Raw genomic sequence first — 23,579 nt, 5'->3', positions numbered from 1 at the left:
AATTTCATTTCAAATGTGTATGTTTGGAACTTCTGCCCTTTTTTGGCCATAAAAATCACCCCTTAAAGTAAATGTTGCCCATTAGGGGGTTTTTCAACCTCTACTTTAAGGGGTGCAGTTCATGAACGAGCAGGATGTTTTTATCTTTAGCTATGGAGTTAATTTTAAATCGGCCCAATGTGGGTGGGCTTCTAGTCGACGTTCCATATCTCGGAACGCTTGAAGTGATCGACTTAGCTTACTATAAGCGTCGCCGCCTTCACTCCAACCTTGGTAACCAATCATTCCCTTATAACCAATCTTTTTTAGCTCTCCAAGTAAGGCAAAATTATCTAACTCTCCGGCATCCAATGGTTCAATCGTGGCGACTCCACCGAAACCGTGTGGATTGCGACGGCTACCAGAAATGTTCACTTGTTTTAAATAAGGAGATACCTTTCTAAGAATGCCTGATAAATCGGTTCCATCGACAGCGTACCAATGGTAGCCACAAAAGACGATGCCGAGATGAGGATGGTTAAGACGCTTACAAAGTCTGACTGCATCTTCATGGCGTTCAACCCAGAAAGATAGGTGGGTGTAAAGTAAAATATCAATGTTTCTTCGTTCGGCAATCTCTAGCGCTTTTTCTAACCACTTCGCGGCGATGTCGTCCCCTTTAGGATCTGAAGGACGGATATGATGTCCGACGGATTGAATCGCGAGTTCAACCGTCGAACATCCCTCCATCATCTCCAACATTTTTAAAATTCCTTTATTTCTTGGATGATCTTCACCTAGTGAAAGGTCTAACACAACGTACACGCCAGCGACGTCTAGACCATATTTTTCCTTTACGTTTTTCAGCTTTTCTACATCTCGCCACCGTTCTCCGTGCCAGACAGATAAATGGGTCGCGTCATACCCAATCTCCTTCAACATTTCACATCGAGCTTCAAAGCTATAAATGCCCATTGAGTTATAGAAAGCAAAATCCATTGCATAAAATGGGTATGCCATATTGTAAAGTTCTCCCTTCTACTGTACTTACAGCGATTTTAACGCTTCAGCAATCTCTGTATCCCCTGACATTAAATCGAATGCTTTTTTAAACGTATTTGGTTCATCAAGAGCTTGAACGATTGTTCTTGCTACGTCTTCGCGCGGAATGCTCCCACTATTTAAGTTCTCGGCTGCGGTAACGAAGCCTGTTCCTTTTTCATCGCGTAGATAACCAGGACGAATAATCGTATAATTTAATCCGCTATTTATTAACATACGGTCAGCATAATGTTTAGCGACATAATACGGTTTAAGGTTTTCAGGCCAGTTTTCGCGGTTGTGGGCTTGGAATGTACTTAAAATAACAAATCGGTTCACACCTGCTTTTTCAGCAGCTTCCATTGCTTTTACAGCACCGTCTAAATCGACAAGCAATGTTTTATCTGCTCCTGTGTGTCCACCTGAACCAGCGGAGAATACGATTGCGTCACAACCTTTCGCAGCTTCGGCAATTTCATCGACCGTACCTTCTAGATCAGCGAGTACCGCTTCAATTCCTTTTTGCTGAAAAGCCTCGAGTTGTTCTTGTTTTCGAACCATCGCCCGAACCGTGTGTGTTTCATGTGCATGAAGCATGTCCACCACTTGTTGACCTACTTTTCCGTTGGCGCCAATGACTAATACGTTCATCCTTATCCGTCCTTTCTTGTTTTAATAACATCATGATAATGCTGGAAAATGTGGAAGCACATATTCACCTAATTCTTCAATTACTTCTTCTACTGGACGTTGACCATATTTTAAGTTGATGATGACATGGTTTACACCCGCATCTTGTAACGCTTCAAGAAATTCGATCACGAAATTTCGTCCCGTACGGAATCCAAGATGAATTGGAATTGGGACATGATCTGGATCTTCCGCTAAATCAATATATAGTGATTGGGTAAATGGCTTAAATTCGTCTGTTAACGAGCGCCAGTTGTCGATTAATGCTTTTTGGAATTTAAGCCCACGTGGATAGTAAATCCATCCATCACTATGTTCAGCAATCCATTCAGGCGACTGTCCGCTATGACCTGTCACCATCATTGGAATGTCTGACAATTTCGGTTTTGGTAAAATATCTCCGTTTGTTAAATGCACTCGTGGAGAGTCAATAGCAGGAAAATGCTCTTTCCATGATTTTTTTATGACATCAAACGCTTCTCGAAATAGTTCGCCACGATCTTCTGGATTCACAGAGAATGCTGGAAACTCGATTGGACGGTCACCTGTTGCCACACCGAGAATGAGTCGTTCACCAGATAATCTGTCAACAGAAGCTGCTGCTTTTGCCACATGAAGAGGGTGGCGCAACGTTAAAATAATACTTCCCGTTCCTAACGCAATTTTTTCTGTGTGGGCCGCAACATACCCTAAATACGTAAACGGATCATACATTTGACCCACATCACCGAAATTCGGATCGCGTAATGGCACATCTCTTACAAATAAGGAAGCGAAATTGAGCTCTTCAGCTCGTTTTGCTAACTTCATTTGCTTTTCTATATTCATCTCAGGGACGTCCCCCATATACGATTCAATCGGGAAGAACAACCCTACTGTTAGTTTGTTTTCTTGATACATACGTGAATACCCTTTATGGTTTTTAAATTTTTCCATTGTTACCCCTCCCTAAGAAAAATTGAGTCATAATATTTTTGTTATGCCTCACCTGTAAGCTTTAACGATAATAATGTTAAATAAATGGTATACCCAATCACCGATACATTTCGTCCTGTTAAACATTATTTATTTTCTGTAAAAAACAACTTTATATAATTTCCATAACTATCTTGTTATGATGCGACAGAGGCAATGGCTGCATCGTCTTTCATCACTTTGTCAATTATGGTACTGCCAAGACAAACCTCACCGTCATAAAATACGGCTACTTGTCCTGGAGTAACAGCTTTAACCGGTTTTTCGAATTCTACAAAGACCGTTTGATCCGGACGAATATGGACACGTACCTTCTGATCTTCTTGACGGTAACGGAATTTAGCTGTACATACAAACGTACCCGGACGAGCCTCCCGATTGATTAAGTTCACATGAGTGGCAATAAGACCGGTGGAGAACAATGCCGGATGGTCTTTTCCTTGAGCAACGAGTAACACATTGTTTTCTAAATCTTTATCGACGACATACCAAGGTTCACCAGTTCCTTTGCCACCGATGCCAAGTCCTTTCCGTTGACCAATGGTGTAATACATTAACCCATCATGAGTACCTAGTACTTCCCCATCGAGGGAACGAATTTCTCCGGGCTTTGCCGGTAAAAAATTCTTTAAAAAGCTTTTGAAATTTCTTTCTCCGATAAAACAGATTCCAGTACTATCTTTTTTATTGGCGGTAATAAGGTTCAATTCTTGAGCGATTTTTCGTACTTCATCCTTCGTTAAATCTCCTAGTGGAAACAGAACTTTGGACAAATGGTCTGCCGTTAATTGGCTAAGAAAATACGTTTGATCTTTATTGGAGTCTTTTCCACGTAGTAAGGTGATTTGACCATTTTCTCTATTGATTCTTGCGTAATGACCAGTCGCGATATAATCAGCATCTAGAGAAAGAGCGTAGTCAACGAAGGCTTTAAATTTAATTTCGGTATTACATAACACATCTGGGTTAGGTGTTCGACCTCGTTTTAGCTCCTCCATAAAGTACGTAAACACACGGTCCCAATATTCTTTTTCAAAGTTCACACTGTAGTAAGGAATCCCGAGTTGATTCGCTACTCTTCTTACATCTTCATAATCTTCCGCTGCCGTACATACACCGTCATCATTGGTGTCATCCCAGTTTTTCATAAAGACACCGATGACGTCGTACCCTTCTTTTTTCAATAGGTAAGCTGCCACAGAGGAATCTACCCCACCAGACATTCCGACCACAACTCGTTTTTTCTTCATTCCTATTCACCTCCATAACTGAAATATATTTTGTTACAGTTTTATTTAAAAAAAATTTACTGAGCACAACTAACACAAACTAGCATCAGCTGTGCCTTTTGACTAGTCTTCGCTATGAGATTCACTTTGATTGATCTCATCAATAATATCTTGTATGGTCACACCTTTTAAATAGTTTAAAAAGTGCTCTTCTGCATGATGAAAAACGCGAATGAGTATATCGGATAAGTGTTTACCTATAAGACAATTTTCGTTGGAATCAGGGCATTTCGGCACCAGCGTCTCTTCACTGGTAATTTTATATATTTTGTCTAACGTAATATGCTCAGGTTTAGCGTTTAAAGAAAAGCCGCCTTTCGCCCCTTCTTTTGATGTGATAATATTTTCTTTCCTTAATACACTCAAAATTTTTCTTAATCTTACTGGGTGGACAGAAACACTTTGGGAGATATCTTCACTGGTCACTCGTTGGTTTTGCTTTTGGGCTAAATACGCAACGCAGTGAACAGCAATCGAAAAATCGCTATTCATTTGGACCTGCCTCCTAAATGTAATAATAAATATTACAGTTTGTGTTGTCAACTTAAAAAATTATCTATAGATTTTTATTTTAAGGTTCATTTTAACATAATAAACATCAACCTTTATAAACAAACTAAATGCTTTAATTTTACGATTAATATAAATTTTGCTAATATTTAAATATAAATGATGAATAAGGAGCGTCAGGTGTATGTCACTGATCCATAAAATAAAAGCCGAAATGAACAAAGTGTTAGTAGGCAAAGAAAGAGAAATCGAACTGTTACTCATTGCCTTACTCCAAAAAGGGCATGTGTTAATGGAGAGTGTGCCCGGGACTGGAAAAACGTTATTAGCAAAAACGTTTGCCCAATGCATTGAAGGCAAATTTAAGCAAATTCAATTTACTCCAGATGTGCTTCCATCTGATGTAACAGGCGTACAATTTTTTAAATCCAAGGCTCTGTTAAAGACAATTGTTGATATTCTCATATTCAGAATGTAAACGGTCTCCATTCATGAATGAAACAATGGATAAATATTTAGTTTTTTCAACTAACGAACGGTTTAGTTACATTATTTGGAGGTAATGATATGAAAAAAACGTTAAATTGGTTATTTCAATCTTTAACTTTTGTCGGTGTATTATCATTTACTTTAGCATTTTTCGATATTGGTAGAGCGTTTTTTGATAGGAATTTGAATTGGTTTTTAGCATCTCTATGGATTGGTACAATAGGCAATTCTATTTTAGAGAGATATGAAAAGAAACAAAACAAAACAAAAGTTAGTTCCTTACTTCATTAACGGGGGCGTTATTTTAACAAAGGATTGGGAAACCTTTATCGTTAAGGGTTTCCCATAATTTTAATTTTATCTAATTTTCAATATTAACATTTAACACAGCCTAATCCAAAAACATCTGAATTTGAGTTCCGCCCTGGACCGGTTTTAACGAATGTCCTTTTAGCAGATGAAATTAACCGAGCCACCCCTAGAACCCAATCCAGTTTGTTAGAAGTAATGGAAGAAAGGCAATTTACGATAGATGGCGAAACAATAACGTTAGATCCGCCTTTTATTACAATTGCTACCCAAAACCCTGTTGAATCCCAACAAGGAACATTTCCTCTTCCTGCTGCACAATTAGACCGTTTTTTATTTAAAGTACCGTTTTCTTATCCGGAATTTGACGAAGAGCGGTTGATTTTAAAAAGATTTACAAAACAAAATCCGCTTTCCGACGTGATACCTGTCATTTCATTAAAAGAAATTAACGAACTGTCTAAGCAAGTAAAAGACGTACATGTTTCTGCTGATATAGAAACTTACATTTTAACCGTCACTCGCTATACCCGCGAGTACAAACATATAGAAGTAGGAGCTAGTCCAAGGGCCACTCTCGCCTTATTAAAAGCTGCCCAAGGTATAGCGTTTATTCAAAGTAGAGACTATGTCACTCCAGAAGACGTGAAAATGATGATCCCATATGTCATTTCCCACCGAATTCAATTAACCCCGGAAGCGTCATTAATCAAAACAAACGAACAGGTTATGGAAGAGTTGTTAGAAGAAGTGGATCTCCCAGTAGAATCGAGGGTGAACTAATGCGATGGAAAAGAGAGATTATCGATGATTACTATTTCCATATCTTATCCTTCCTTTTATTTTCAATCGTAGCAACCGCCGGTTTTTTGGTAGCCAATTACATCATTTTTACAATAGGTGTGATAGGAATTACATATTTCTTTATGCACAATTGGTATTTCAAACATATTGGTAACAAACTCTATTTTGATAACCAAAAGAAGAACATTCGTCTGCTTGTTGATGAAGAAGGCTACTTACGGCTTTCATTTCGCAATGAAGGCGTAGCCATTTTAGGGGCAACGATAAGACTGACACTAAAAGATGTCATTCGACCGACGAAAATGAGTGCGGACCAATATGTTTCTGGAACGATTGAAGTACCCGTTCCCTTTAGCCTTTTGGGAAAGTAGACAAACAGGGTTAGTTCCTTTTCGAGGAACTAACCCTGTTTTTTGATTATAAAATGGATCGCAAAATACCTCCGTCTACCCGTTGTGTAGTACCTGTGATCGCTGAAGCCTGTTCGGAAGCTAAGAATACCACTAGATTCGCTACCTCTTTTGTAGTTGCAAAACGTTTAATTAAAGAGGTTGGTAAGTGTTTCTCAAACAGCTCTTGCTCAAACTGTTCTGTGCTTTTACCTGCTTCTTGAGCTCGATCTGTCATAAAACTTTCCACTTTTTCTGTCTTTGTAGGACCTGGAAGAAACGCATTCACAGTGACTCCGCTTCCAGCTACACTTTCCGCTAATCCCCGTGAAAAGGCTAACAGAGCTGCTTTTGTCGCACCATAGTGGACCATTTCTCCCGAGAAAAAACCGGAAGTGGCACTTGCATTATTGATGACTCTCCCCCATCCTCTTTTCACCATTTCTTTTACATAATGACGACTTAAACGAACAGCGCTCATCAAATTCACCTGAATATATGTATCCCATTCTTCGTCTGTAATGTCAAAAAAAGGTTTCGGTTCAAATATTCCTATGTTATTTACGAGAATATCTGTTTCCGGCCAACATTCGATCATTTTATTGATCCCTTGAGGGCTACTAAGATCAGCCGCTACCCCACTGACGTCAGCCTCTGGAAGTTCTTTTATCAACTTATGCAAAGCTTTTGTCACACTTTGTTCCGTACGACCATTGATAAGAACCGAGCAGCCTGCTTGAGCAAGCGCTTCTGCAATCGCATAACCAATGCCTGAAGTCGATCCCGTAATAACCGCTTTTTTTCCTTTAAGATTTACTATCATAGTTCCTCCTTAATTAACTTGACGATTTTATTGATTCATCAACGCTACCCGAAACGGGAACAATTCCGCTGTCATGATTCCTTCTTTCACAGCTGGATCGTTCTTCATGATCTGATCCGCTTCTTCTAGGCTTTCCACTTCCAAAATAACAATTCCAAAAGGGTCGTAGTTGAGCGTCCTCCCTGCCATGATTACTTTGTTTTCCTTTAACAAGTTTTGCAAGTATGAAAAATGGGTCGAAACAATCGTATTCTCTTTATCGGTCCAATTGTTTTCATCTAAAAGCTTAGGGATGAGTTGTAATTTGTACAGGAACTGCTTAGTTTCCATCTTCGTCCTCCTATCTACCTTGTTTTACGCATAAAATAAAGTTCGCCTAATTCTTCCGTAAAGCCCCATTTCTGATAAAAAGGGATCATCTCCGGCCGACAATACAATTCAAAATGCATTACGTCTTTTAACAAAGGATGATGAAGCACAGAATCCATTAATATACGTCCTAGTTTTTTACCACGATAGCTCTCCTTCACGATGACATCTAGAATCAACGCTTTATAGACATAGTCTGTTAGTACCCTCGTAAAAGCAACCAACTCTTTCGTTTGAAGTTCACATAAACCAATCGTGATATCGGAATTCTCTACCATTCGCTGAACTTCTGACCATTTCCGTTCTTTGGTCCACCATTCTTTTTGGTACAACTGATGTAAACAGCGAATTTGCTCGTTTGTTAGTTTCTCCACTACTTCAAACTCCATTATGTAGGGCCTCCAATTTGTTTGATAAAACCTTATTAATTATTCGATTTTTTTACAATATTACCTTCTGTAAAAGGTTATTTATGAGGTAAAAAATAAAAATGCAGGAACTTGATTAAGCTCCTGCATGGTTCATACACTCGAAGTAGTTGAATGAATAAAAAAAGAGCCTGCATCCTTGTTGGCTCTTTTAGAAAAATGTTAAAACGTATGAGCAACATCTTTTGCTCGTGCAATGGCGTTTTCTTTAATTTCTTGTGCTTTATCAGGCATTGCAGCATGTCCTTCAACAAATAAACCTTCAAAAGAAGGAACTCCAAAGAATTGCATGATAATCCCTAGATAACGATGCCCCATTTCCATTTGAGCTCCTGGACCTTCTGAATAAATGCCTCCACTCGCTTGAATATGTAAGGCTTTTTTATCAGTTAATAGCCCTACTGGTCCTTGGTCGGTGTATTTAAAGGTTTTACCTGCAACTGCAACAGCATCAATATATGCTTTCATGACAGGCGGAAATGAAAAATTCCACATAGGTGTAACAAAAATATACTTGTCCCCAGAAATAAATTGGTCACATAACTCTGAAAGCCGACCAACTTTCGCTTTTTCCTCTGCTGAAAGTTCCTCAAATCCTTTCCCAGATTGAAGTTTCCCCCAACCACTAAATACATCAACATCAATTTGAGGAATATCTTCTCTATATAGGTCAATATGCACTATTTCGTGATCTGGATTAACTTCTTTGTATGTGTCGATAAAGGCTTTTCCTACCGCCATACTGTATGATTGAGTTTCATCATGCGGATGAGCTGTGATATACAATACTTTTGTCATTTTTACCTCTCCTTTTATAAAATGTAGCCATTTTAGTTTGTGAGTTAACCCAAAATTCATACCAAATATCTTTAGTTCAGCTGATTGTAATTATGAGACAAACCCGTTTATCCTAAATTGGTACAACCGTAATTCTTGATTAACCATTTAAAAGAAGAACTGCTACAACGTTTTGAAAAAAAGATTAAAAAAAAGCAGATGGAAGACCAGAAATCTTTTTCAGATCCGGTCCCATCTGCTTAATTTTTCCTGAAGAAAATTTTTGCTACACACTCTCATGTATTTAATTATCTAACGAACCAATATCCATTTTTGATAATCTTAGTGCCCCTGACTAAATTGGTCGTTATTTACTTTTTTTAAAAAATGTAACAATATTCCCGGTTCCTAATATAATGAATTGCAATCCAAACCAAATAAGAAAAGAGGTAATGTGAAAAATGTCTAAAAAAGAAATTAAACTGAAATCACATCAATCTGGAGAAGAAAAGGATTATAGAAGTCAGATATTAGACTTATTTAAAGCATCACCTATTCCTGAAAATGAACTGTTAGATAACTTAGTACTATTCCAAAAAAGACAATCTATTTCAGACTTGTTATTTAAACATGAATTGTATCAAAAGATCCTTGATGTGAATGGAGTTATTATGGAGTTTGGCGTTCGCTGGGGGAAAAATCTAGCTTTATTTGAGTCTTTAAGAGGTATTTATGAGCCATATAATTACAGCAGAAAAATAATCGGTTTTGACACTTTTAGTGGTTTTCCTTCTGTTCATAAAAAAGATGGAAGCGACGATATTGTAGAAGTAGGAGCATACACAGTTACGGAAGGTTACGAAAATTATTTAGAAGCAGTTCTGGATTATCATGAAAAGGAAAGTCCACTTTCTCATATTAAGAAGTTTGAGTTAGTGAAAGGTGATGCGACGTTAACATTAGAAGAATATTTAAAAGAAAATCCTCAAACAATTATTGCGTTAGCTTATTTTGATTTTGATATATATGAGCCAACCAAAAAATGTCTGGAATTAATTAGAAACCACCTCACGAAAGGTAGTATTATTGGATTTGATGAATTGAATCATCCTGTTTTTCCAGGTGAAACGATTGCTTTAAAAGAAGCTTTAGGATTAGATAATTACAGAATTATGCGAACACCTTTCTCACCGTACGGTTCTTATTTAGTGGTAGAATAATGAAGACTTCACTGACTCAATTGCGATACCTTCTGATGTTGTAAAAATCTCAGCATTTCCTGCTCAACTTTCCAATAATGTTCACTAAACCAAATGAAATGACTTTCCGCTTCTGTTGTATATAATATTGAATTCCTTATGTTATTTTTCGCATATTCCGCATGTGAAAAGTCATTTGCTTTGTCATATTTGCTATGAATAATAAAAGTTGGCGCTTCAACTTGTTTGAGATCACCACTTACATGAGTTAAATCATGAATAAATCCTTGCCTTGACCTCAGTGTGCTAACATATGCAATCATTGCTTTTTTCTGAACGTCTGTCATACCCTCAAGGACAACTTTTGGGTGTAACGTTGATAATTTGAATAGTATCAGCTTTAGTGCAGCGTTCGGCGCAATTTTTTGTAAAAAAATGCGAACCATTTTCCACATGTATTTTTCTAGTCTCGTTCCATAGATTATTTTTTCCAGCTTCATGTTGTTAGGTTCCAGCTCATCTTTCGTTAGTGCACATTGTAAAATGAGTTTATCGACACGATCACGGTAACGGCTGGCAAGTTGCAGCGCCGTTCTCGATCCAGTGGATATACCAACAACATGAACTTGCTGTATACCTAACTGATCTAACAAATCAATCAAAGCATCTGAAAAAGACTCAGCTGTTTCTCCAGTTGACAGAGGTGTATGTCCATAACCAGGTCTTGAAGGAACTAACACTTGGTAACCATTGTGTAAAAAGAAACGTGGCATTAACTCTCCTTCAACCGTTGTTTCACAATGGCAATGTCCACCATGCAAAATTAATACCGTCTCTCCCTTTTGGTCATTCTCAAATAACCGATATTCAATTGCTCCTAATTTCGTTTGACACATCTTCTTCATCACAACACATCCTTAAATGACTATGTTTTCGTAAAAGCTAAACGTACCCCTCTTTATTTCTACTGCTCACAGCCACATTTTTCGTAGAGGAGGGGACGTAATACATTATTATGCAAGTTTAAACAAATATGGAGTTAAACCTTTTATTTATTAATGAATTGGGTGAAAGGGTCATAAAAAGAACATTGCCTTGAAACGGATTGACGTGTTACTTACGGTTACCGGATTTCCTAGTATCGTTACTGGAAATCCGGTAATTCTTTTTTCATGATCGTAATCGATTACATAAGTTTTAGAACGTTTTTTTGATTAAAGATGAACCTAATGGAAGTGGAGCGTGAGCGTGAAATAAAAGGATAAAAGAGGAAAACATACGTGTAAGGGAGTTGTATGAGCATATTTGATGATAACAAACGACCGACACTCGTACGTTTGTCGGTCGTTTCCGTAGCATGCTTATTCTATCGAATCCCGTTTGTACAGAACCCGATTAAGCAAATGATGGTATCTTGCGTTGATGAGAGTGCTAATAATCAATCATAGCAAGCGTATAGGGACTTTAATAGCTTTTGATTTTCTGATAAAGCTCCTGAACGGTCAAGTCGCCAAATTCCGAAAATCCAAATTCTTCGAGTGCCATTGTTTTTTGATTAATTACCGGATACAATCCCTGCCATACACCGATTAGTGTATACAAATTCGTTCCGGGAACTTTTTTTAAAAAACAAACGTATTCGCCTTCAGCAATAGGTCCAGAGTAAATTTTATTCAAAGGATCGGTTGGCAACGGGAGAGGCTCCACTCCTGTCGTTAACACGCGAACTAAAGCGCCTGTGTTTCCTTTCAAAGCCATTCTGGCATGAAAGGACTGTACGTAATTGACCAGTTTCTTTTCGTTCACCATGTGCGATGTCGGATAATCCTTTAGGGGAGAGTCAAATCTACCGTAAACAATTAAATCTGATTGCTTCACCAACTCCTTCGAACTTGTCACTTTTGTAGTATCCACTTTCAAATCAGCGATATTAACCGAAGCTGCGGATACCAGCGTGCTAAACGAGACGAAAAGAGCCAATGCGACAGCCACGACTTTAAATGATGCTTTCATATTCTCACCTCAATGTTAATTGAAATATTCAACTTCGTTCGAAATAGAGATTTGAACAAAATTAGTTTCAAAATTATTTGTTATTTTATTCCTTGTTTCACTAAATTACATAATTTTGCCAACTATCCTGCCCATTGAGCTCAGTAATTTTTTTCAACTGATACAAGCTCCTTTAAAAAAAGCAAGAAATGGATGTAATCATCATGACTGTGATCAAAATATGGTCAATTACATCCATTTCTTGCCTAAAAATTGATTCCGCAAGTGTTAAGTTAACAGTACAAGTGCATTGGTTCTTAGTTCTAACCTCTTAATGTTCTAAAATTTATTGTACAATAGAGTAACTGCAATAAATACTGGGGGGTTAATATGTTCTTAGCAATCATTTTATTTTTACTAGCAGGGTTAGCTGAAATAGGTGGCGGTTACTTAGTTTGGTTATGGCTAAGAGAGTCCAAACCATACTGGTACGGTATCGTTGGGAGTATGATTTTAATATCTTATGGAGTCATTCCAACTCTCCAAAACTTCCCTCATTTCGGTAGGGTTTACGCTGCTTACGGTGGTGTATTTATCATACTTGCAATATTTTGGGGATGGATAGTTGATAAAAAAACCCCTGATATGTACGACTGGATTGGAGCATTAGTATGTTTATTAGGTGTATCCATCATGTTGTGGGCACCTAGACACTAAGTCCCAATTTTTTTGACAGCGTTAATGCTGTCTTTTTTATCTACTACCTAGTAAAAGTCCTGTTATTTGTTTACAAACCAAAAAATTCCGAAATTATTTCTGTACGTCAAACCTCTTCTAAAACTCATTTTTAGATATTAACAAATAGAATAAAAAAGTAACCCTCCTTTCCGCCCCCCGTAGCTGCCTAACTTTGCTCCCAAAAGCCGATAACTAATGAAGTAGCGCCGACTAATTCAACCAGGCACATCCAGAAAAAAACCCCTCAAAATTCTCCGTTCATCTCATCAACTAAAAAAGCTCACTCTAATATTCATTAGAATGGGCTTATGTTTGATTTCAATTGTAATTAAGCCACGCACTCCACATACCATGAGTAGTGATCGCAGAATATCAAGACTTGTAGCAGTGTTCACCTAATTTACCTTCGATCAGGAAGTAACACTTGTGAACAAATCATATTATATCAACTTCTAATTTAGTGGTAGAAAAAATTATTTATAGTTCTCTTATTCTCACAAGCCCTGTTAATTAACAAATGCCTGAGTTACTTCATACAATATTCAAAAAAATGGAGTTGTTCTTCATGGCGAAATGGATTGACGTATCTACATCACAACATCAATTAAAACTATTTGATGGAAACAGGCTTATAAAAGTTTACCCAATTGCAGTTGGCAAAATATTGTCTCCAACACCTTCTGGGACATACACGATTATCAATAAACAACGTAATCCCGGCGGACCATTTGGAGTCCTTTGGATGGGACTATCAAAACCCCATTACGGTATACACGGAACAAATAACCCAGCCTCAATCGGTAAGAATGTCTCACGTGGATGTATTAGAATGTTGAATCATGATGTTTTAGATTTATCATCTAGAGTTCCAATTGGTACTAGGGTTTTTATTCATACATGACTCTGTTATTCTCGCCCCCTTTCCTACATAGTTTTGGTTAACCACGTATATTCGGAATCTCAGCCCCACCGAGCTTCATCTAGGAATAAGTCTCATTTTAAGTGCGGTTGAACATTAGTTTAGAGGAAATATGTCTAAGTTAGGGTTCTGGTGATTTATTGTATTTAACATCTTTTTAGCAAGTTCATTGGTTTTATTTCCTTGATTAACTGATTCATTTAAACTTCGGGTAATGTTTTTGAAGTTCTGCTGATAGGAACGAAACAACTCGGCGCAAGTTGTACGCCTAGGTTTAAACAAAACAGACACACTTCCTTCCTACTTTGAATATAAAGGATTAGGCAAAATAAGGAGGAGGTCAAATGGACCAGTTTGAATATGTAGTACAGCCTGGGGACTCACTGTATTGATTGCCAACAAGTTTAGCTTACCTGTCAATCATCTTATTCGGAATAACCAATTAAACAATCCCTATTTAATAGTAGGACAAAGGTTAAAAATTCCTATGGAAGCTAGGCAGCTTCAGTACAAACCAGTAACTGCTTATACTGCAGACCGTCCCATTTACGTGAACGGGATTGATATTAATACCGGTGCCTATCCAGTTTTAAACTATCAGCCGCCTGATACGGCCTATCCTTATATTTATGTTCCAATTGCAGAGTTTCGCCGAGTTGGGGCAAAAGTTCTGTGGGATGAAGCAAAGCAAATTATCGTGGTCGAATCAGATTATGATCAATTAAAAAACGAAGCCACCACACTAAGGGCTGAAAATCAACGATTAAAAGACTTGTTAGCTTCCTACCAACCAGTAACACAAGCTGGAAATACGTATATGAACTTTATTAATATCCTTTGTCCCAGTCTCAAACTCGTAAAGGAATCTACTTGAGTAAAGACTATAGCCAACATATTCCGTGCAAAGTTTTTGATATTGTTTTTTTCCCTCTTGAGTCAATAAATCATATTTTTCATTAACGTCTAATGGATCAGTATATTCCCTAAGGGGGGCACTCAAGAAATCAAGATGATCTAATACGCTATTTAACCACCTATTTTCAAAGAGATCTAAAAACTCAAACCAGTTCAACAGACTTACATTTGTATTCTTTATCGCTTCATAACATCCAGACTGAAATTAATTCTTTGCAATAATTAATCCGTAATTAGCACCGAAATCATTAATTATGGTCCGAAACGAGTGTACGACAGTCTGTGGAATATCAGAAGACCAATACTTACATTCGATTAGAAATATTGATTTTGGATTTGAAATAGCATCTTCTACATAAACATCTAATGTACATTTCCTCGTACCGTTTCAATTTCTTTATTAACTACTGTATTATATCGAGCTTCATTAAGTATATCAGCTACTTTATATTCTAAGTCCCTCCAATCAGAAGGAATTTTATCAGTTATCCTCATGTGTATTACTCCTTTTAAATTTAGGCTATGTTTAACCTCAATGTTGATTTTCAGCTTAAAGAAAAACCGCTCTCACGGGTGATCGATTTGTTCAGCTAACGTGTCCCGTTAGCTTAATTCTCTGTTCTCCTTTAATAGAGTGTTTATACTGCAACTTTCTTTTCTTAGCTGGTAATGCGTAAGCCTGTTACACGGTAGTTTGCTTATACTCTACGGATCACTTTTTTGTTTTTTCCATTTTAAATTATTTGATTGAGTGTTACCTGCGATCCAAAAAGGAGTTCGAATGAACGCAAAGTGAGGTCATATCTTAAAGTTTGATTAAATTATTTTCTCATCGAATATACTAATCATTTAATCCCTTTCCATTGAGAATTTTCTGTATACATTTTTCAACCCTTGACTCTCGAGTTTTGGATTTTTTGGCTTTAGAAAAATAAAGAATGTATTCTCTTTGCCGTCCCGGCGTCAATGCTTCAAAAGCAGTTTTCAAGGCAGGGATTTCATCGAATTTATTTTGCAATTCTTCAGGAATTATGAATTCTGTATTCTTTTTAAAATTCACTTTCAAACCGGCTTTTTCAACTTCAATGGCTTCATAAATATAGTCTTTCAAGATGGTTTCCATTGCCACTATTTCTCGAACATTGGTGAACCGAATCTGGCGCGCCGCCTGTACATTCTCCGTTTGTTGGATTAGAATCCCATGGGCATCCTGTAACAAGGCACCTTTGAAAAACAGAAGCGCACAATATTCTTTAAATCCATGTATTAAAACTATGTTTTTATTCTGAAACGTGTAACAAGGATGCTTCCACTTAAATTCTTCGGTCAGCCCACAGTCAAGAACGATATTTCTCAACTTCTCATATTCTTCCTTCCATTTTTTAGCTTTACTTAAAAATTCATCAACCTTAGGATTCATTCTACTATTTGTCATCAAGGAACACACCCCTCTTCAATTTTTCGATCACCTGACAGTCAAGAATGATCATTCTCAATTTCTCCAATTCTTTCTGTCACTTTTTGGCTTTACTTAGTTTAACAGTAAGCCATCCTTCGAAGTGTTACATTCGTATCCTTGACAGAAAACAGGCATGAAAGAGACTAACATATTCTTTTTATTCGACGTTGTGTTTTCGTACTCCTTGCTATCAGGGTAGCGAAACCATGCCAGGTAATGCTCCAAATATTTTGTTGTAACCCCATTAAAGCGGTCCATCCATCTCTTCAGTCGACTATGGTAGCTATTCACGTTCTGGATATGGTAAATACCCCTGACACGCTGTTTTCCATCGGATTTGAAACGGTAATGCGCCAATCCCTTTTCATTTGCATAGGAACTGAAAGCTCGCCAGGAATCAGTGCAAAGTACGTTGGAGTTGGAAAGATGACAACCGATTGCCTCATCTAGCTTCGTTTTACAAATGCGCCCACGTTCGAGGACGCCAGAGAAGGTCATGTTCTGACGGTCGCGGGCACTAGTACACAAATCTGGTCATTGCTGATGCCACGGTGTTTAGCTTTACTGCCGCGCTTACGGGGCTTTCGTTCAGCGATATTCCTCCTGCCTTTTTCCGAGTGTAGGAAGTATGTCTCGTCCGTTTTAACGATACCTTGGAATGCTTCGGTTGGAATTTGCTTCAATGCCGCGAGATTTTTATGCCGCCAGTAAAACAAGGTCACAAACGAGACCTCATCGTACATCAGTTCAGCACATTTGCGCAGCGAAACCCCATCAATCATGAGTTCGATAAACCGAACCCACAGGTGAGGTCGCCGTGTCCGCTGAAGAGGCGTATTGGTGAGGTCATTGAACGTTTGGAGGCAAGTCTTGCAGCGATAACGCTGGCGCTTTACTACCCCCGAGCGCGTATTAATTACGTACTTTCCGAAACGAACAACGGTATAGCTTTTTTGCAATGCGGGCAGACCAGTCCGTCTTTATGCTTTTGCTCTTGAATTTCATAAATCAAACGTATAGGAGCAGTCGTACTTTTGGTTCGTGACTGCAAAAAGAGAATAAGTTCTTGTTTGCCCTTATTGTCCAAGTCGCCGGCAAGCTTCATCAGTTCCTTCAAATCCATACAGTAATCAGCTCCGAGCCATATGATTAACCTAATTATAGAACAAATGTTCGTATACTGCAAATATCAACAGTTGAGTTTAACATAGCCTTTCACCTTTAAAATGGTTAATTGCCTAACTAAAATTACAACAAAACTCAATTGAATTGACTATCTAAAATTTTCCTACTATATCCTAAATTATAGTGGATTGTTGCGCTTTTTTCATCGAAAAAGGCAGATATCTGCAACACACACCATCATTTGAGGGAAATAGAGAAGAATGAAGCTATGTCAAATTCAACAATTAGATTTTTGGGGAGGCGGCGGGGGGAGTAAGACTAGCCGCTAAATAGCTGATTGCCTTACCATATTTCTAAACTTATCAGTGTAATGTCAATTGTTTTATGTAATTGTAATTGTCATTATTCATTTATACATTATCGTTTTGGAACTATCTTAGCCTCCCCCCCCGCCCGCTTCGCAGGCGGGGGGCTCTATGTGAAGATAGGAACACAGAGCATTCCCCTTGTGTAAAAAGGGGAATGAACTAGGCTATGTGAGGATGAGGTTTCCAGAGCCTACGAGACATCAAACGCACCCAGGTGTAGCTTTACTGTGTGGACGGCATCATTCCATCACTCTGTCAAGATTCCCTGCCTAAGTAGGCACTACGACGGGGCTACTCATTTGAGTAGTATCTGGGAAAAGGTAATGTGCCTCTAACGCACGATACACCGATGATGAGTCGGGCCGGTTCTTTAACGTGTGCTACCGAAAAACCACGTGAATAGCTATATTTAGTTTTTAACAAGCTGTTGCATAATTGTCCTTCATCAGCCTTATACGAAGTCACCAGCGAATAATCCAATTGAGCCTTCATGTTTAGGGAATTGGTCGCCAAGTCCCGCAAATCAGCAAGTACCTTGTCCTTTAGGTCATCATGTTTGATGTAGTGGGACTGACATGCTTGTTTGCCGTTTTTCTGGTAGGTGGCACAGACATAGCCCTTTCGGTCGTTTTTGTAGTTCATCCCCGCGCCGCAATCCGCACAGAAAGCCAACCGTGCAAACAGCGCTTTATTCCCGCGTCCTCTAAAGATTTTCTCTCCCTTTTTTCTGATCTTTTCCTGCACTTCTTGAAACTCTTCCCGCGAAACGATAGCGGGGTGGGCGTCAGGAATGACAATCCATTCATACTGTTTGTTCTGTGGCCGTTTTTTGTAGCCTTTTTTCTGCAAAAATATCTTGTCTTTCCCGTCCGTCTTGGAACGGCCCTGTACCAAATCGCCCGTATAAAGAGAATTGGTTAGAATCAATTTCTCCGTTGAGTATTGCCATTTGTCCCCTGCATTTTTGGCTCCAGCTACCGCCCGAGGGGTGGGGATTTTCTTAGCGGTCAGGTAATTGGCTATTTTCTGCATGCCCCATCCTTCCCGCAAATACAGATCAAAAATAAGTCGGACGGTTTGTGAGTGAATCGGATGAAGCTCCAGCTTGCCCTTCACTTTTTCATAACCATACGGAGGGAGACTGCCGTGAAATTTTCCTTCCCGTGACTTGACGGCAATCCCAAACTTTACACGTTTGGAAATGGTGTCGCTTTCCTGTTGGGCAAGCGCTGAATAGATGGCTAACTTGAATTCCGCTCCGTCGTCGAAGGAATCGAAATTGTCCTCTACGGACATGACCCGAATACCGAAGCTCATGAGTTGTCTGACCAAGAGAATCGAGTCCACGGTATCCCTTGCCCACCTTGATACGGATTTGATAAGAACAATCTCAAATTTTCGTTGCTCCGCGTCTTTCATTAGTTTTTGAAGCTCTACACGGTTCGGATTATGTGGTGGAAATATATTTATAATTGTTTTTAAGCCAAAACTTTTTTTCACTAATGGACAGTTTAATTAAAGAAGGAAAAAAGTAATGGAACATGTAATTATTAACAAAAATGGTATTTGTAAATATAGATGTAAAAATCTTTTGTAGGAGGGGGATGAAATATGCCTTCATGTGTAAATTGTAACCGCAAACTTTCGTGGATAGAGGTATTTAAGCAGACGATGCTTGTCAAGAGAGACCCGTTGCGATGCCCAAATTGCAAGCAACAACTATTTTTTACCGCTAAATCGAAAAAGAAATTGTTTCTCGTAACGGCAATTGTACCTATCTTGTTTGTGATTTTGACTTCATTCCAAATTCCAACAACAATCTCTGTTATCACATTAATTGTTTATGCTCTCTTAGTCGTATTGGCCGTACCATTTCTTGTCGAGGTAACAAACAAAGATGAGGCTCTGTTCTGAATACAGTAGCTTATCTTCATGTTCCTAAATCAACAAACAATAAAATTTAACAGAGACATTCTAAAATAGAATTATAGAATGACTTTCTACCATAAAATCCGAATACCCATTTAAATTAAGTGACATTATTTTCTTTATTTAAATGAAAAAAACACCACTGCACCTCATTTATATTTTTATAACATAACTACCGTCAACACCCGACGCATGTGGAGTGTGTAGCGCAATTACATTTGAAATAGAACAAAAGCAAAGCTCATTCTAATGAATATTAGAGTGAGCTTTTTTAGTTGATGAGATAAATGGATATTTCCAGCTTTCTGGATGGTGCCTGGCGCGAAATTTTACTATGTAGGTACCGACCTAGGAGAGTTGATAGGACCCTCTTGCACATAAAAATATTTTGTTCTATGATGTGCTTAATACAGTTGCATTTAAAGACTGAAGTAATGGAAACCTGAATCCGTACAACTGTTCTAAAGGAGTGATATTGAATGAGTACAGCAAACCGAGGGGTTAATATTGGGCCTCCTCGTTTTAAAATAGCCGTTCATGCGATTGTCTGGTTAGCTAAAAGCGGCAGCATATTATCAAGCGCCATGATCGCAAATCAGGTAGATTCGCACGCAACCTTTATGCGTAGAGTAATGCAATCATTAGTGGCTGCGGGTATCGTTGAGTCAAAAGGCGGCCGAGAAGGAGGGTATATCTTACGGAAACCTGCAGATCAGATTACATTAGGTGAGATCTACTCTGCTGTTAGTACGGGGCCCGTGGAACCCGACTTTGACATTGACTGTGGAGAAGCCGCTAAACAACTAGATAAGGAATTAGAGAAAATTCTTTATGAAGCCGAACAGCGAACGATTGATTACTTACGGCAATATACGATTGCGGATGTAATGAATCGTGTCGATTTCTTCACGATTTAACATTTTATTAGCAAGTTACTGGTCAAGAGATTGCAGATCAATTATAATGTGCTTAATAAAGTTGCAGTTATGGCTGCACTTTTATTTTAGAATATAATGTGCCTTTTCTGAATACAATTAATGAGGAGGAGTAAGAGGATGAAGATAACTGTTTTTGGGTCAACCGGCCCTTTAGGAATTGAGTTAATCAAACAGGCACTTGATGCAGGGTACGAGGTTGTTGCTTATGCCAGAAGTCCAGAAAAACTGCGCCACCTTACACACGAGAGATTGGAAGTAATCGAGGGTGATCTGTCTAATCGGAGAGAAATCGAACGTGCTGTAACCGGAGTTGATGCAGTAATTAGTTTACTCGGTCCAAAAGGAAAGGTGAAAAACACCGAGTTGAGCGATGGAGTCAAAAATATAATTGAATCGATGAATAAGGTTGGGGCAAAACGGCTTATCGCGCTTTCCACCGGTAGTGTAAAAGATTCGCAGGATCGCTTTGATTTAAAGTACAGCTTTCTAGTCTCCATGGTCAAAATAGCCTTTAACAGTGCTTATAAAGAAATTATTCGAATGGGTAATCTTATTCGTTCTTCTAATTTGGATTGGACGCTCGTCCGCGTCGGATTATTGAACAACGGTGAAATTCAACCGTTAAAGGTCGGTTATTACGGGCACGGTGTCGTCGGTGTAAAAATATCGAGATCGAGTATAGCTAAATTTATGTTGGATCAAGTCTTGTCCAACGAATATGTAAGAAAATCACCTGCAATTAGCAACTAGAACACATTAATGATACTGGAATGGGTAAATTTACTTTTATATGTGCCTGAATTGGTTGCATATATAAATAAAAAAGGAGAGATCAAATGGATATTTTAGCAATCGTATTGCAAAGTTTACTAGCTCTTATGTTTTTGATGGCAGGATTAGGTAAAGTAACTGGTTCCAAGATGCATGTCGAAGCCTTTAATCATTGGAGGTTGCCGCAATGGTTTCGAGTTGTAACGGGTATCGTTGAATTAGTCGGCTCCGCCGCATTAATTTTCGGCTTTTGGGAGCATAGTTGGGCAGCTATAGGGGCGCTTCTGCTTGGTGTAACAGCTATTGGGGGTGTTCTAACTCATATTCGTGTTAAGGATTCGTTCAAGCAAACGTTCCCAATTGTACTTCTCGGTATTTTATCTTTTATTGTCTTTTTCATCCGCTTATCCGATTTTTCTGATTTTCCAGGGTTTAACTAATTGACCTGCATATCGATACAAGTGGTGACAATATTCGAAGTTAGAGCAGGGGATAGCAAGCCACAGAAGACCGACTTATTTCGGTCTTTTTCTGTGGTCTTAAAATAAAGATTGAAATTTAGCCAGAGCCTGAAGGAAGGGTAAATGATTTAGCGTAGATAGTTTTGAAAGGTACAGTTGATAAAACTGTACCTTATTTTGTTCATAAGCTTTTGGAGAACTTGCTTTTAATACTTGTTCCTCTTCAATGTCTACAAATATAAATAATCTGATTGTGTTTGTTTTCTAATCCTAATATATCTGTTTTATTCCTTGTAGCTTTTTTGCACTTAGTAGAAAGCTTTTATGTTCACTGACATTTTGTTTATACAACTTAGTAAATACTATTAAAGGATTGATGATACCATAAAAAAGCGATGGATAATGCATTGAAATAGCTATTGTGTCTACATTATTATTAGATGCTTTTAACTAATTACGGAAACTATTATTTATCTCCTATGCTCAAAGAATTCTACTTTCTCTCTTCCACTTTCCATCTTTCTTCATAAAACTCCTAAAAGTTAAAATGTAAAATAATACCCATATATGGAGGTGAGTTACTTTGCCAGATAAGACTATTCATTTTTCCATTTCTTTGGACGATGATGGATTTGTAACGCTCCGGTGCCCTTAACCAAAACATAAATTATAAAAATTTTTAGTGATACTAAATCGGACCTTTGAATTATGTGGTGGAAATATATATAAGTATTTTTGAGTAAAATTTTACTTTACTAACACGGGATAGGTGGGGGTTGTTTTGACTGAACAAATGTTAAAAAAATATTTGAAAAATAAATACGGTGATTTTACGCCTGTTCGATTAACTGGAGGATATACGAATGAAACTTTTTTGTTAAATGGAACATATCCTCTATTAGTTGTTAAAGTTGCAAATTCATTTAACGAAGACATTCAAAATGAAATAAATTGCTTAAAGATAACTCAAGAAACGGGCATAGTACCGAAAATTTATGAATTAATAGAAACAAATGCTCTTCAAATAACTGTAATGGAGTACAGAAAAGGAACAAATGGGCAATCCATTTTAGATAACAAGGATTTAGAAAGAGCAAAAGAATTATACAAAAGCTTAGGAAAATCTCTTGCTAAAAGTATTCATTCAAAGAAATATAATTTTACTTCAAATGGAATAAAAGAATGTAATTTACATGAATTAAACTTAAATTTAGACTTTGTACCTGAAGTCCTTATCAAAAATTCCAAGGAGATATTACAAAAAATTAATGATACTAAAGAGGAATGGGTTTTAACGCATGGTGACTATGGGGTGCACAATGTTTTATACACAGATAATAATACTCTTACAGTGTTAGATTGGGAATGGTCTGAATGGGCAAATCCTTTAACCGATATAGGATGGGTATGCTGGTTTACAAAACTCCATTATCCTGAATATGCCAATTTATTAAACTTCTTGTTTATTGAAGAATACAAAATTTATAATCCTGTTCACTTATCTCCTGAAATATTAAAGGCTTACTGTGTATATAAAGTATGGAAAGTTTTACACAAGGTTAAAAATGCACCACTAGAAGTACAGCAGGAATGGGTTAGACGTTTAAAATGGACATTAGAAACGGACATTTTTAATTACTCCTTCTTTAACTCCCGTGGAAGAACGTATTAACTTCCATCATCTGTGGTGAAACTCGCTTCATGGTTGGCTAACGGGTACGATAGTTGAATAAAAAACATGTGCAACTTATTTCAAGTTCTCTCTAAGCAAGAAAAGTGGCACAAATTGTCGGTGCCACTTTTTCATTCCTAAAATAAAATTATAGAACGACTGTACACCAAAAATCTGAATATTGCCCGATTTTTACATTAATCTTCAGTATATAATAAACA

General features: G+C 37.8%; 28 protein-coding genes and 2 pseudogenes. 15 read left to right on the top strand and 15 right to left on the bottom strand.

All coding sequences use genetic code 11. The features are described 5' to 3' along the window. Positions 1–150: 150 nt before the first annotated feature. The 5 genes from ABES52_RS07470 to ABES52_RS07450 form a co-directional block, all read right to left on the bottom strand. The gene (locus ABES52_RS07470; protein ID WP_429650473.1) at positions 151–999 is read right to left on the bottom strand and encodes a sugar phosphate isomerase/epimerase family protein; all 849 of its coding nucleotides are present in this window, start codon (positions 997–999) and stop codon (positions 151–153) included. A gap of 27 nt (positions 1,000–1,026) precedes the next feature. Then, complete coding sequence (locus ABES52_RS07465; RefSeq protein WP_429650471.1) at positions 1,027–1,671, bottom strand: SDR family oxidoreductase; 645 nt, start codon at positions 1,669–1,671, stop codon at positions 1,027–1,029. A 30-nt stretch (positions 1,672–1,701) separates the two neighbouring features. Then, positions 1,702–2,646, bottom strand: a complete 945-nt coding sequence (locus ABES52_RS07460) for an LLM class oxidoreductase (protein WP_429650469.1) — start codon at positions 2,644–2,646, stop codon at positions 1,702–1,704. A gap of 176 nt (positions 2,647–2,822) precedes the next feature. Continuing rightward, entirely contained in the window at positions 2,823–3,935 is a 1,113-nt protein-coding gene (mnmA, locus tag ABES52_RS07455) for a tRNA 2-thiouridine(34) synthase MnmA (RefSeq protein ID WP_429650467.1), read from the bottom strand. A gap of 102 nt (positions 3,936–4,037) precedes the next feature. After that, complete coding sequence (locus ABES52_RS07450; RefSeq protein WP_429650465.1) at positions 4,038–4,466, bottom strand: RrF2 family transcriptional regulator; 429 nt, start codon at positions 4,464–4,466, stop codon at positions 4,038–4,040. 202 nt (positions 4,467–4,668) lie between these two features. On the opposite strand from ABES52_RS07450, the gene ABES52_RS07445 reads away from it, so the two are divergent. The 5 genes and pseudogenes from ABES52_RS07445 to ABES52_RS07425 all read left to right on the top strand — a co-directional run bounded on the left by ABES52_RS07445 (position 4,669) and on the right by ABES52_RS07425 (position 6,457). Continuing rightward, positions 4,669–4,962: an AAA family ATPase gene (locus tag ABES52_RS07445; protein ID WP_429650463.1), complete on the top strand. Its 294-nt coding sequence runs from the start codon at positions 4,669–4,671 to the stop codon at positions 4,960–4,962. Between the two features lie 89 nt (positions 4,963–5,051). Continuing rightward, positions 5,052–5,264: a hypothetical protein gene (locus ABES52_RS07440; protein ID WP_429650461.1), complete on the top strand. Its 213-nt coding sequence runs from the start codon at positions 5,052–5,054 to the stop codon at positions 5,262–5,264. A 165-nt stretch (positions 5,265–5,429) separates the two neighbouring features. Continuing rightward, positions 5,430–5,561: pseudogene (locus tag ABES52_RS07435) on the top strand (AAA family ATPase); the annotation flags it as partial. A 141-nt stretch (positions 5,562–5,702) separates the two neighbouring features. Then, positions 5,703–6,065 carry an AAA family ATPase gene (locus ABES52_RS07430; RefSeq protein WP_429650479.1) on the top strand — a complete coding sequence of 121 codons (363 nt, stop codon included), beginning with the start codon at positions 5,703–5,705 and terminating at the stop codon, positions 6,063–6,065. Beyond that, the gene (locus tag ABES52_RS07425; RefSeq protein WP_429650459.1) at positions 6,065–6,457 is read left to right on the top strand and encodes a hypothetical protein; all 393 of its coding nucleotides are present in this window, start codon (positions 6,065–6,067) and stop codon (positions 6,455–6,457) included. The genes ABES52_RS07430 and ABES52_RS07425 overlap by 1 nt, the downstream gene beginning before the upstream one ends. A 46-nt stretch (positions 6,458–6,503) precedes the next feature. On the opposite strand, the gene ABES52_RS07420 is transcribed toward ABES52_RS07425, so the two are convergent. The 4 genes from ABES52_RS07420 to ABES52_RS07405 all read right to left on the bottom strand — a co-directional run bounded on the left by ABES52_RS07420 (position 6,504) and on the right by ABES52_RS07405 (position 8,893). Beyond that, positions 6,504–7,298: an SDR family NAD(P)-dependent oxidoreductase gene (locus ABES52_RS07420; RefSeq protein ID WP_429650457.1), complete on the bottom strand. Its 795-nt coding sequence runs from the start codon at positions 7,296–7,298 to the stop codon at positions 6,504–6,506. A 27-nt stretch (positions 7,299–7,325) separates the two neighbouring features. Next, positions 7,326–7,628, bottom strand: a complete 303-nt coding sequence (locus tag ABES52_RS07415; RefSeq protein WP_429650455.1) for a YciI family protein — start codon at positions 7,626–7,628, stop codon at positions 7,326–7,328. 14 nt (positions 7,629–7,642) lie between these two features. Continuing rightward, on the bottom strand, positions 7,643–8,056 hold the full coding sequence (locus tag ABES52_RS07410; protein ID WP_429650453.1) for a GNAT family N-acetyltransferase: 414 nt from the start codon (positions 8,054–8,056) through the stop codon (positions 7,643–7,645). A 201-nt stretch (positions 8,057–8,257) separates the two neighbouring features. Further along, positions 8,258–8,893: an FMN-dependent NADH-azoreductase gene (locus ABES52_RS07405; RefSeq protein WP_429650451.1), complete on the bottom strand. Its 636-nt coding sequence runs from the start codon at positions 8,891–8,893 to the stop codon at positions 8,258–8,260. Between the two features lie 440 nt (positions 8,894–9,333). On the opposite strand from ABES52_RS07405, the gene ABES52_RS07400 reads away from it, so the two are divergent. Then, the gene (locus ABES52_RS07400; protein WP_429650449.1) at positions 9,334–10,092 is read left to right on the top strand and encodes a class I SAM-dependent methyltransferase; all 759 of its coding nucleotides are present in this window, start codon (positions 9,334–9,336) and stop codon (positions 10,090–10,092) included. An 8-nt stretch (positions 10,093–10,100) separates the two neighbouring features. Here the strand turns inward: ABES52_RS07400 and ABES52_RS07395 are convergent, their stop codons facing one another. Then, positions 10,101–10,976: an alpha/beta fold hydrolase gene (locus ABES52_RS07395; RefSeq protein ID WP_429650447.1), complete on the bottom strand. Its 876-nt coding sequence runs from the start codon at positions 10,974–10,976 to the stop codon at positions 10,101–10,103. 390 nt (positions 10,977–11,366) lie between these two features. On the opposite strand from ABES52_RS07395, the gene ABES52_RS07390 reads away from it, so the two are divergent. Continuing rightward, a complete protein-coding gene (locus ABES52_RS07390; RefSeq protein ID WP_429650445.1) occupies positions 11,367–11,519 on the top strand; it encodes a hypothetical protein in 153 nt (50 codons plus the stop codon). A 16-nt stretch (positions 11,520–11,535) separates the two neighbouring features. On the opposite strand, the gene ABES52_RS07385 is transcribed toward ABES52_RS07390, so the two are convergent. Continuing rightward, the gene (locus tag ABES52_RS07385; RefSeq protein WP_429650443.1) at positions 11,536–12,084 is read right to left on the bottom strand and encodes a hypothetical protein; all 549 of its coding nucleotides are present in this window, start codon (positions 12,082–12,084) and stop codon (positions 11,536–11,538) included. A 369-nt stretch (positions 12,085–12,453) separates the two neighbouring features. Here ABES52_RS07385 and ABES52_RS07380 point away from each other — a divergent pair, with 369 nt between their 5' ends. The 3 genes from ABES52_RS07380 to ABES52_RS07370 all read left to right on the top strand — a co-directional run bounded on the left by ABES52_RS07380 (position 12,454) and on the right by ABES52_RS07370 (position 14,594). After that, positions 12,454–12,780, top strand: coding sequence for a YnfA family protein (locus ABES52_RS07380; RefSeq protein ID WP_429650441.1), 327 nt, complete (start codon positions 12,454–12,456; stop codon positions 12,778–12,780). 586 nt (positions 12,781–13,366) lie between these two features. Beyond that, entirely contained in the window at positions 13,367–13,702 is a 336-nt protein-coding gene (locus ABES52_RS07375) for a L,D-transpeptidase (protein ID WP_429650439.1), read from the top strand. A 406-nt stretch (positions 13,703–14,108) separates the two neighbouring features. Next, positions 14,109–14,594 (top strand): LysM peptidoglycan-binding domain-containing protein, encoded by a 486-nt coding sequence (locus ABES52_RS07370; RefSeq protein ID WP_429650437.1) that lies wholly within the window; start codon positions 14,109–14,111, stop codon positions 14,592–14,594. Positions 14,595–14,998: 404 nt separating this feature from the next. Here the strand turns inward: ABES52_RS07370 and ABES52_RS07365 are convergent, their stop codons facing one another. From ABES52_RS07365 to ABES52_RS07350, 4 genes and pseudogenes are all read right to left on the bottom strand, one after another. Further along, positions 14,999–15,130, bottom strand: coding sequence for a hypothetical protein (locus tag ABES52_RS07365; RefSeq protein ID WP_429650435.1), 132 nt, complete (start codon positions 15,128–15,130; stop codon positions 14,999–15,001). Between the two features lie 346 nt (positions 15,131–15,476). Next, positions 15,477–16,070 carry a YdeI/OmpD-associated family protein gene (locus ABES52_RS07360; RefSeq protein ID WP_429650433.1) on the bottom strand — a complete coding sequence of 198 codons (594 nt, stop codon included), beginning with the start codon at positions 16,068–16,070 and terminating at the stop codon, positions 15,477–15,479. A gap of 101 nt (positions 16,071–16,171) precedes the next feature. Next, a pseudogene (locus tag ABES52_RS07355) lies at positions 16,172–17,217 on the bottom strand (IS1595 family transposase). Positions 17,218–17,878: 661 nt separating this feature from the next. Then, positions 17,879–19,087 (bottom strand): recombinase family protein, encoded by a 1,209-nt coding sequence (locus tag ABES52_RS07350; RefSeq protein ID WP_429650431.1) that lies wholly within the window; start codon positions 19,085–19,087, stop codon positions 17,879–17,881. A gap of 111 nt (positions 19,088–19,198) precedes the next feature. Between ABES52_RS07350 and ABES52_RS07345 the strand changes: the two genes are divergently transcribed. The 5 genes from ABES52_RS07345 (at position 19,199) to ABES52_RS07325 (ending at position 23,358) form a co-directional block, all read left to right on the top strand. After that, complete coding sequence (locus ABES52_RS07345; protein WP_429650429.1) at positions 19,199–19,501, top strand: TIGR04104 family putative zinc finger protein; 303 nt, start codon at positions 19,199–19,201, stop codon at positions 19,499–19,501. A gap of 494 nt (positions 19,502–19,995) precedes the next feature. Continuing rightward, positions 19,996–20,433, top strand: a complete 438-nt coding sequence (locus tag ABES52_RS07340) for an RrF2 family transcriptional regulator (protein WP_429650427.1) — start codon at positions 19,996–19,998, stop codon at positions 20,431–20,433. A 138-nt stretch (positions 20,434–20,571) separates the two neighbouring features. Further along, on the top strand, positions 20,572–21,204 hold the full coding sequence (locus ABES52_RS07335) for an NAD(P)-dependent oxidoreductase (protein WP_429650425.1): 633 nt from the start codon (positions 20,572–20,574) through the stop codon (positions 21,202–21,204). Between the two features lie 86 nt (positions 21,205–21,290). Continuing rightward, entirely contained in the window at positions 21,291–21,665 is a 375-nt protein-coding gene (locus ABES52_RS07330; RefSeq protein WP_429650423.1) for a DoxX family protein, read from the top strand. An 802-nt stretch (positions 21,666–22,467) separates the two neighbouring features. After that, complete coding sequence (locus ABES52_RS07325; protein WP_429650421.1) at positions 22,468–23,358, top strand: aminoglycoside phosphotransferase family protein; 891 nt, start codon at positions 22,468–22,470, stop codon at positions 23,356–23,358. The last annotated feature ends 221 nt before the right edge of the window (positions 23,359–23,579 follow it).

Origin of the sequence: Aeribacillus pallidus, assembly GCF_050478865.1 — a bacterium.
GTDB lineage: Bacteria > Bacillota > Bacilli > Bacillales > JACDOC01 > JACDOC01.
Note: the sequence above shows the minus strand (reverse complement) of the source record. Positions and strands in the feature narration are given on the sequence as shown.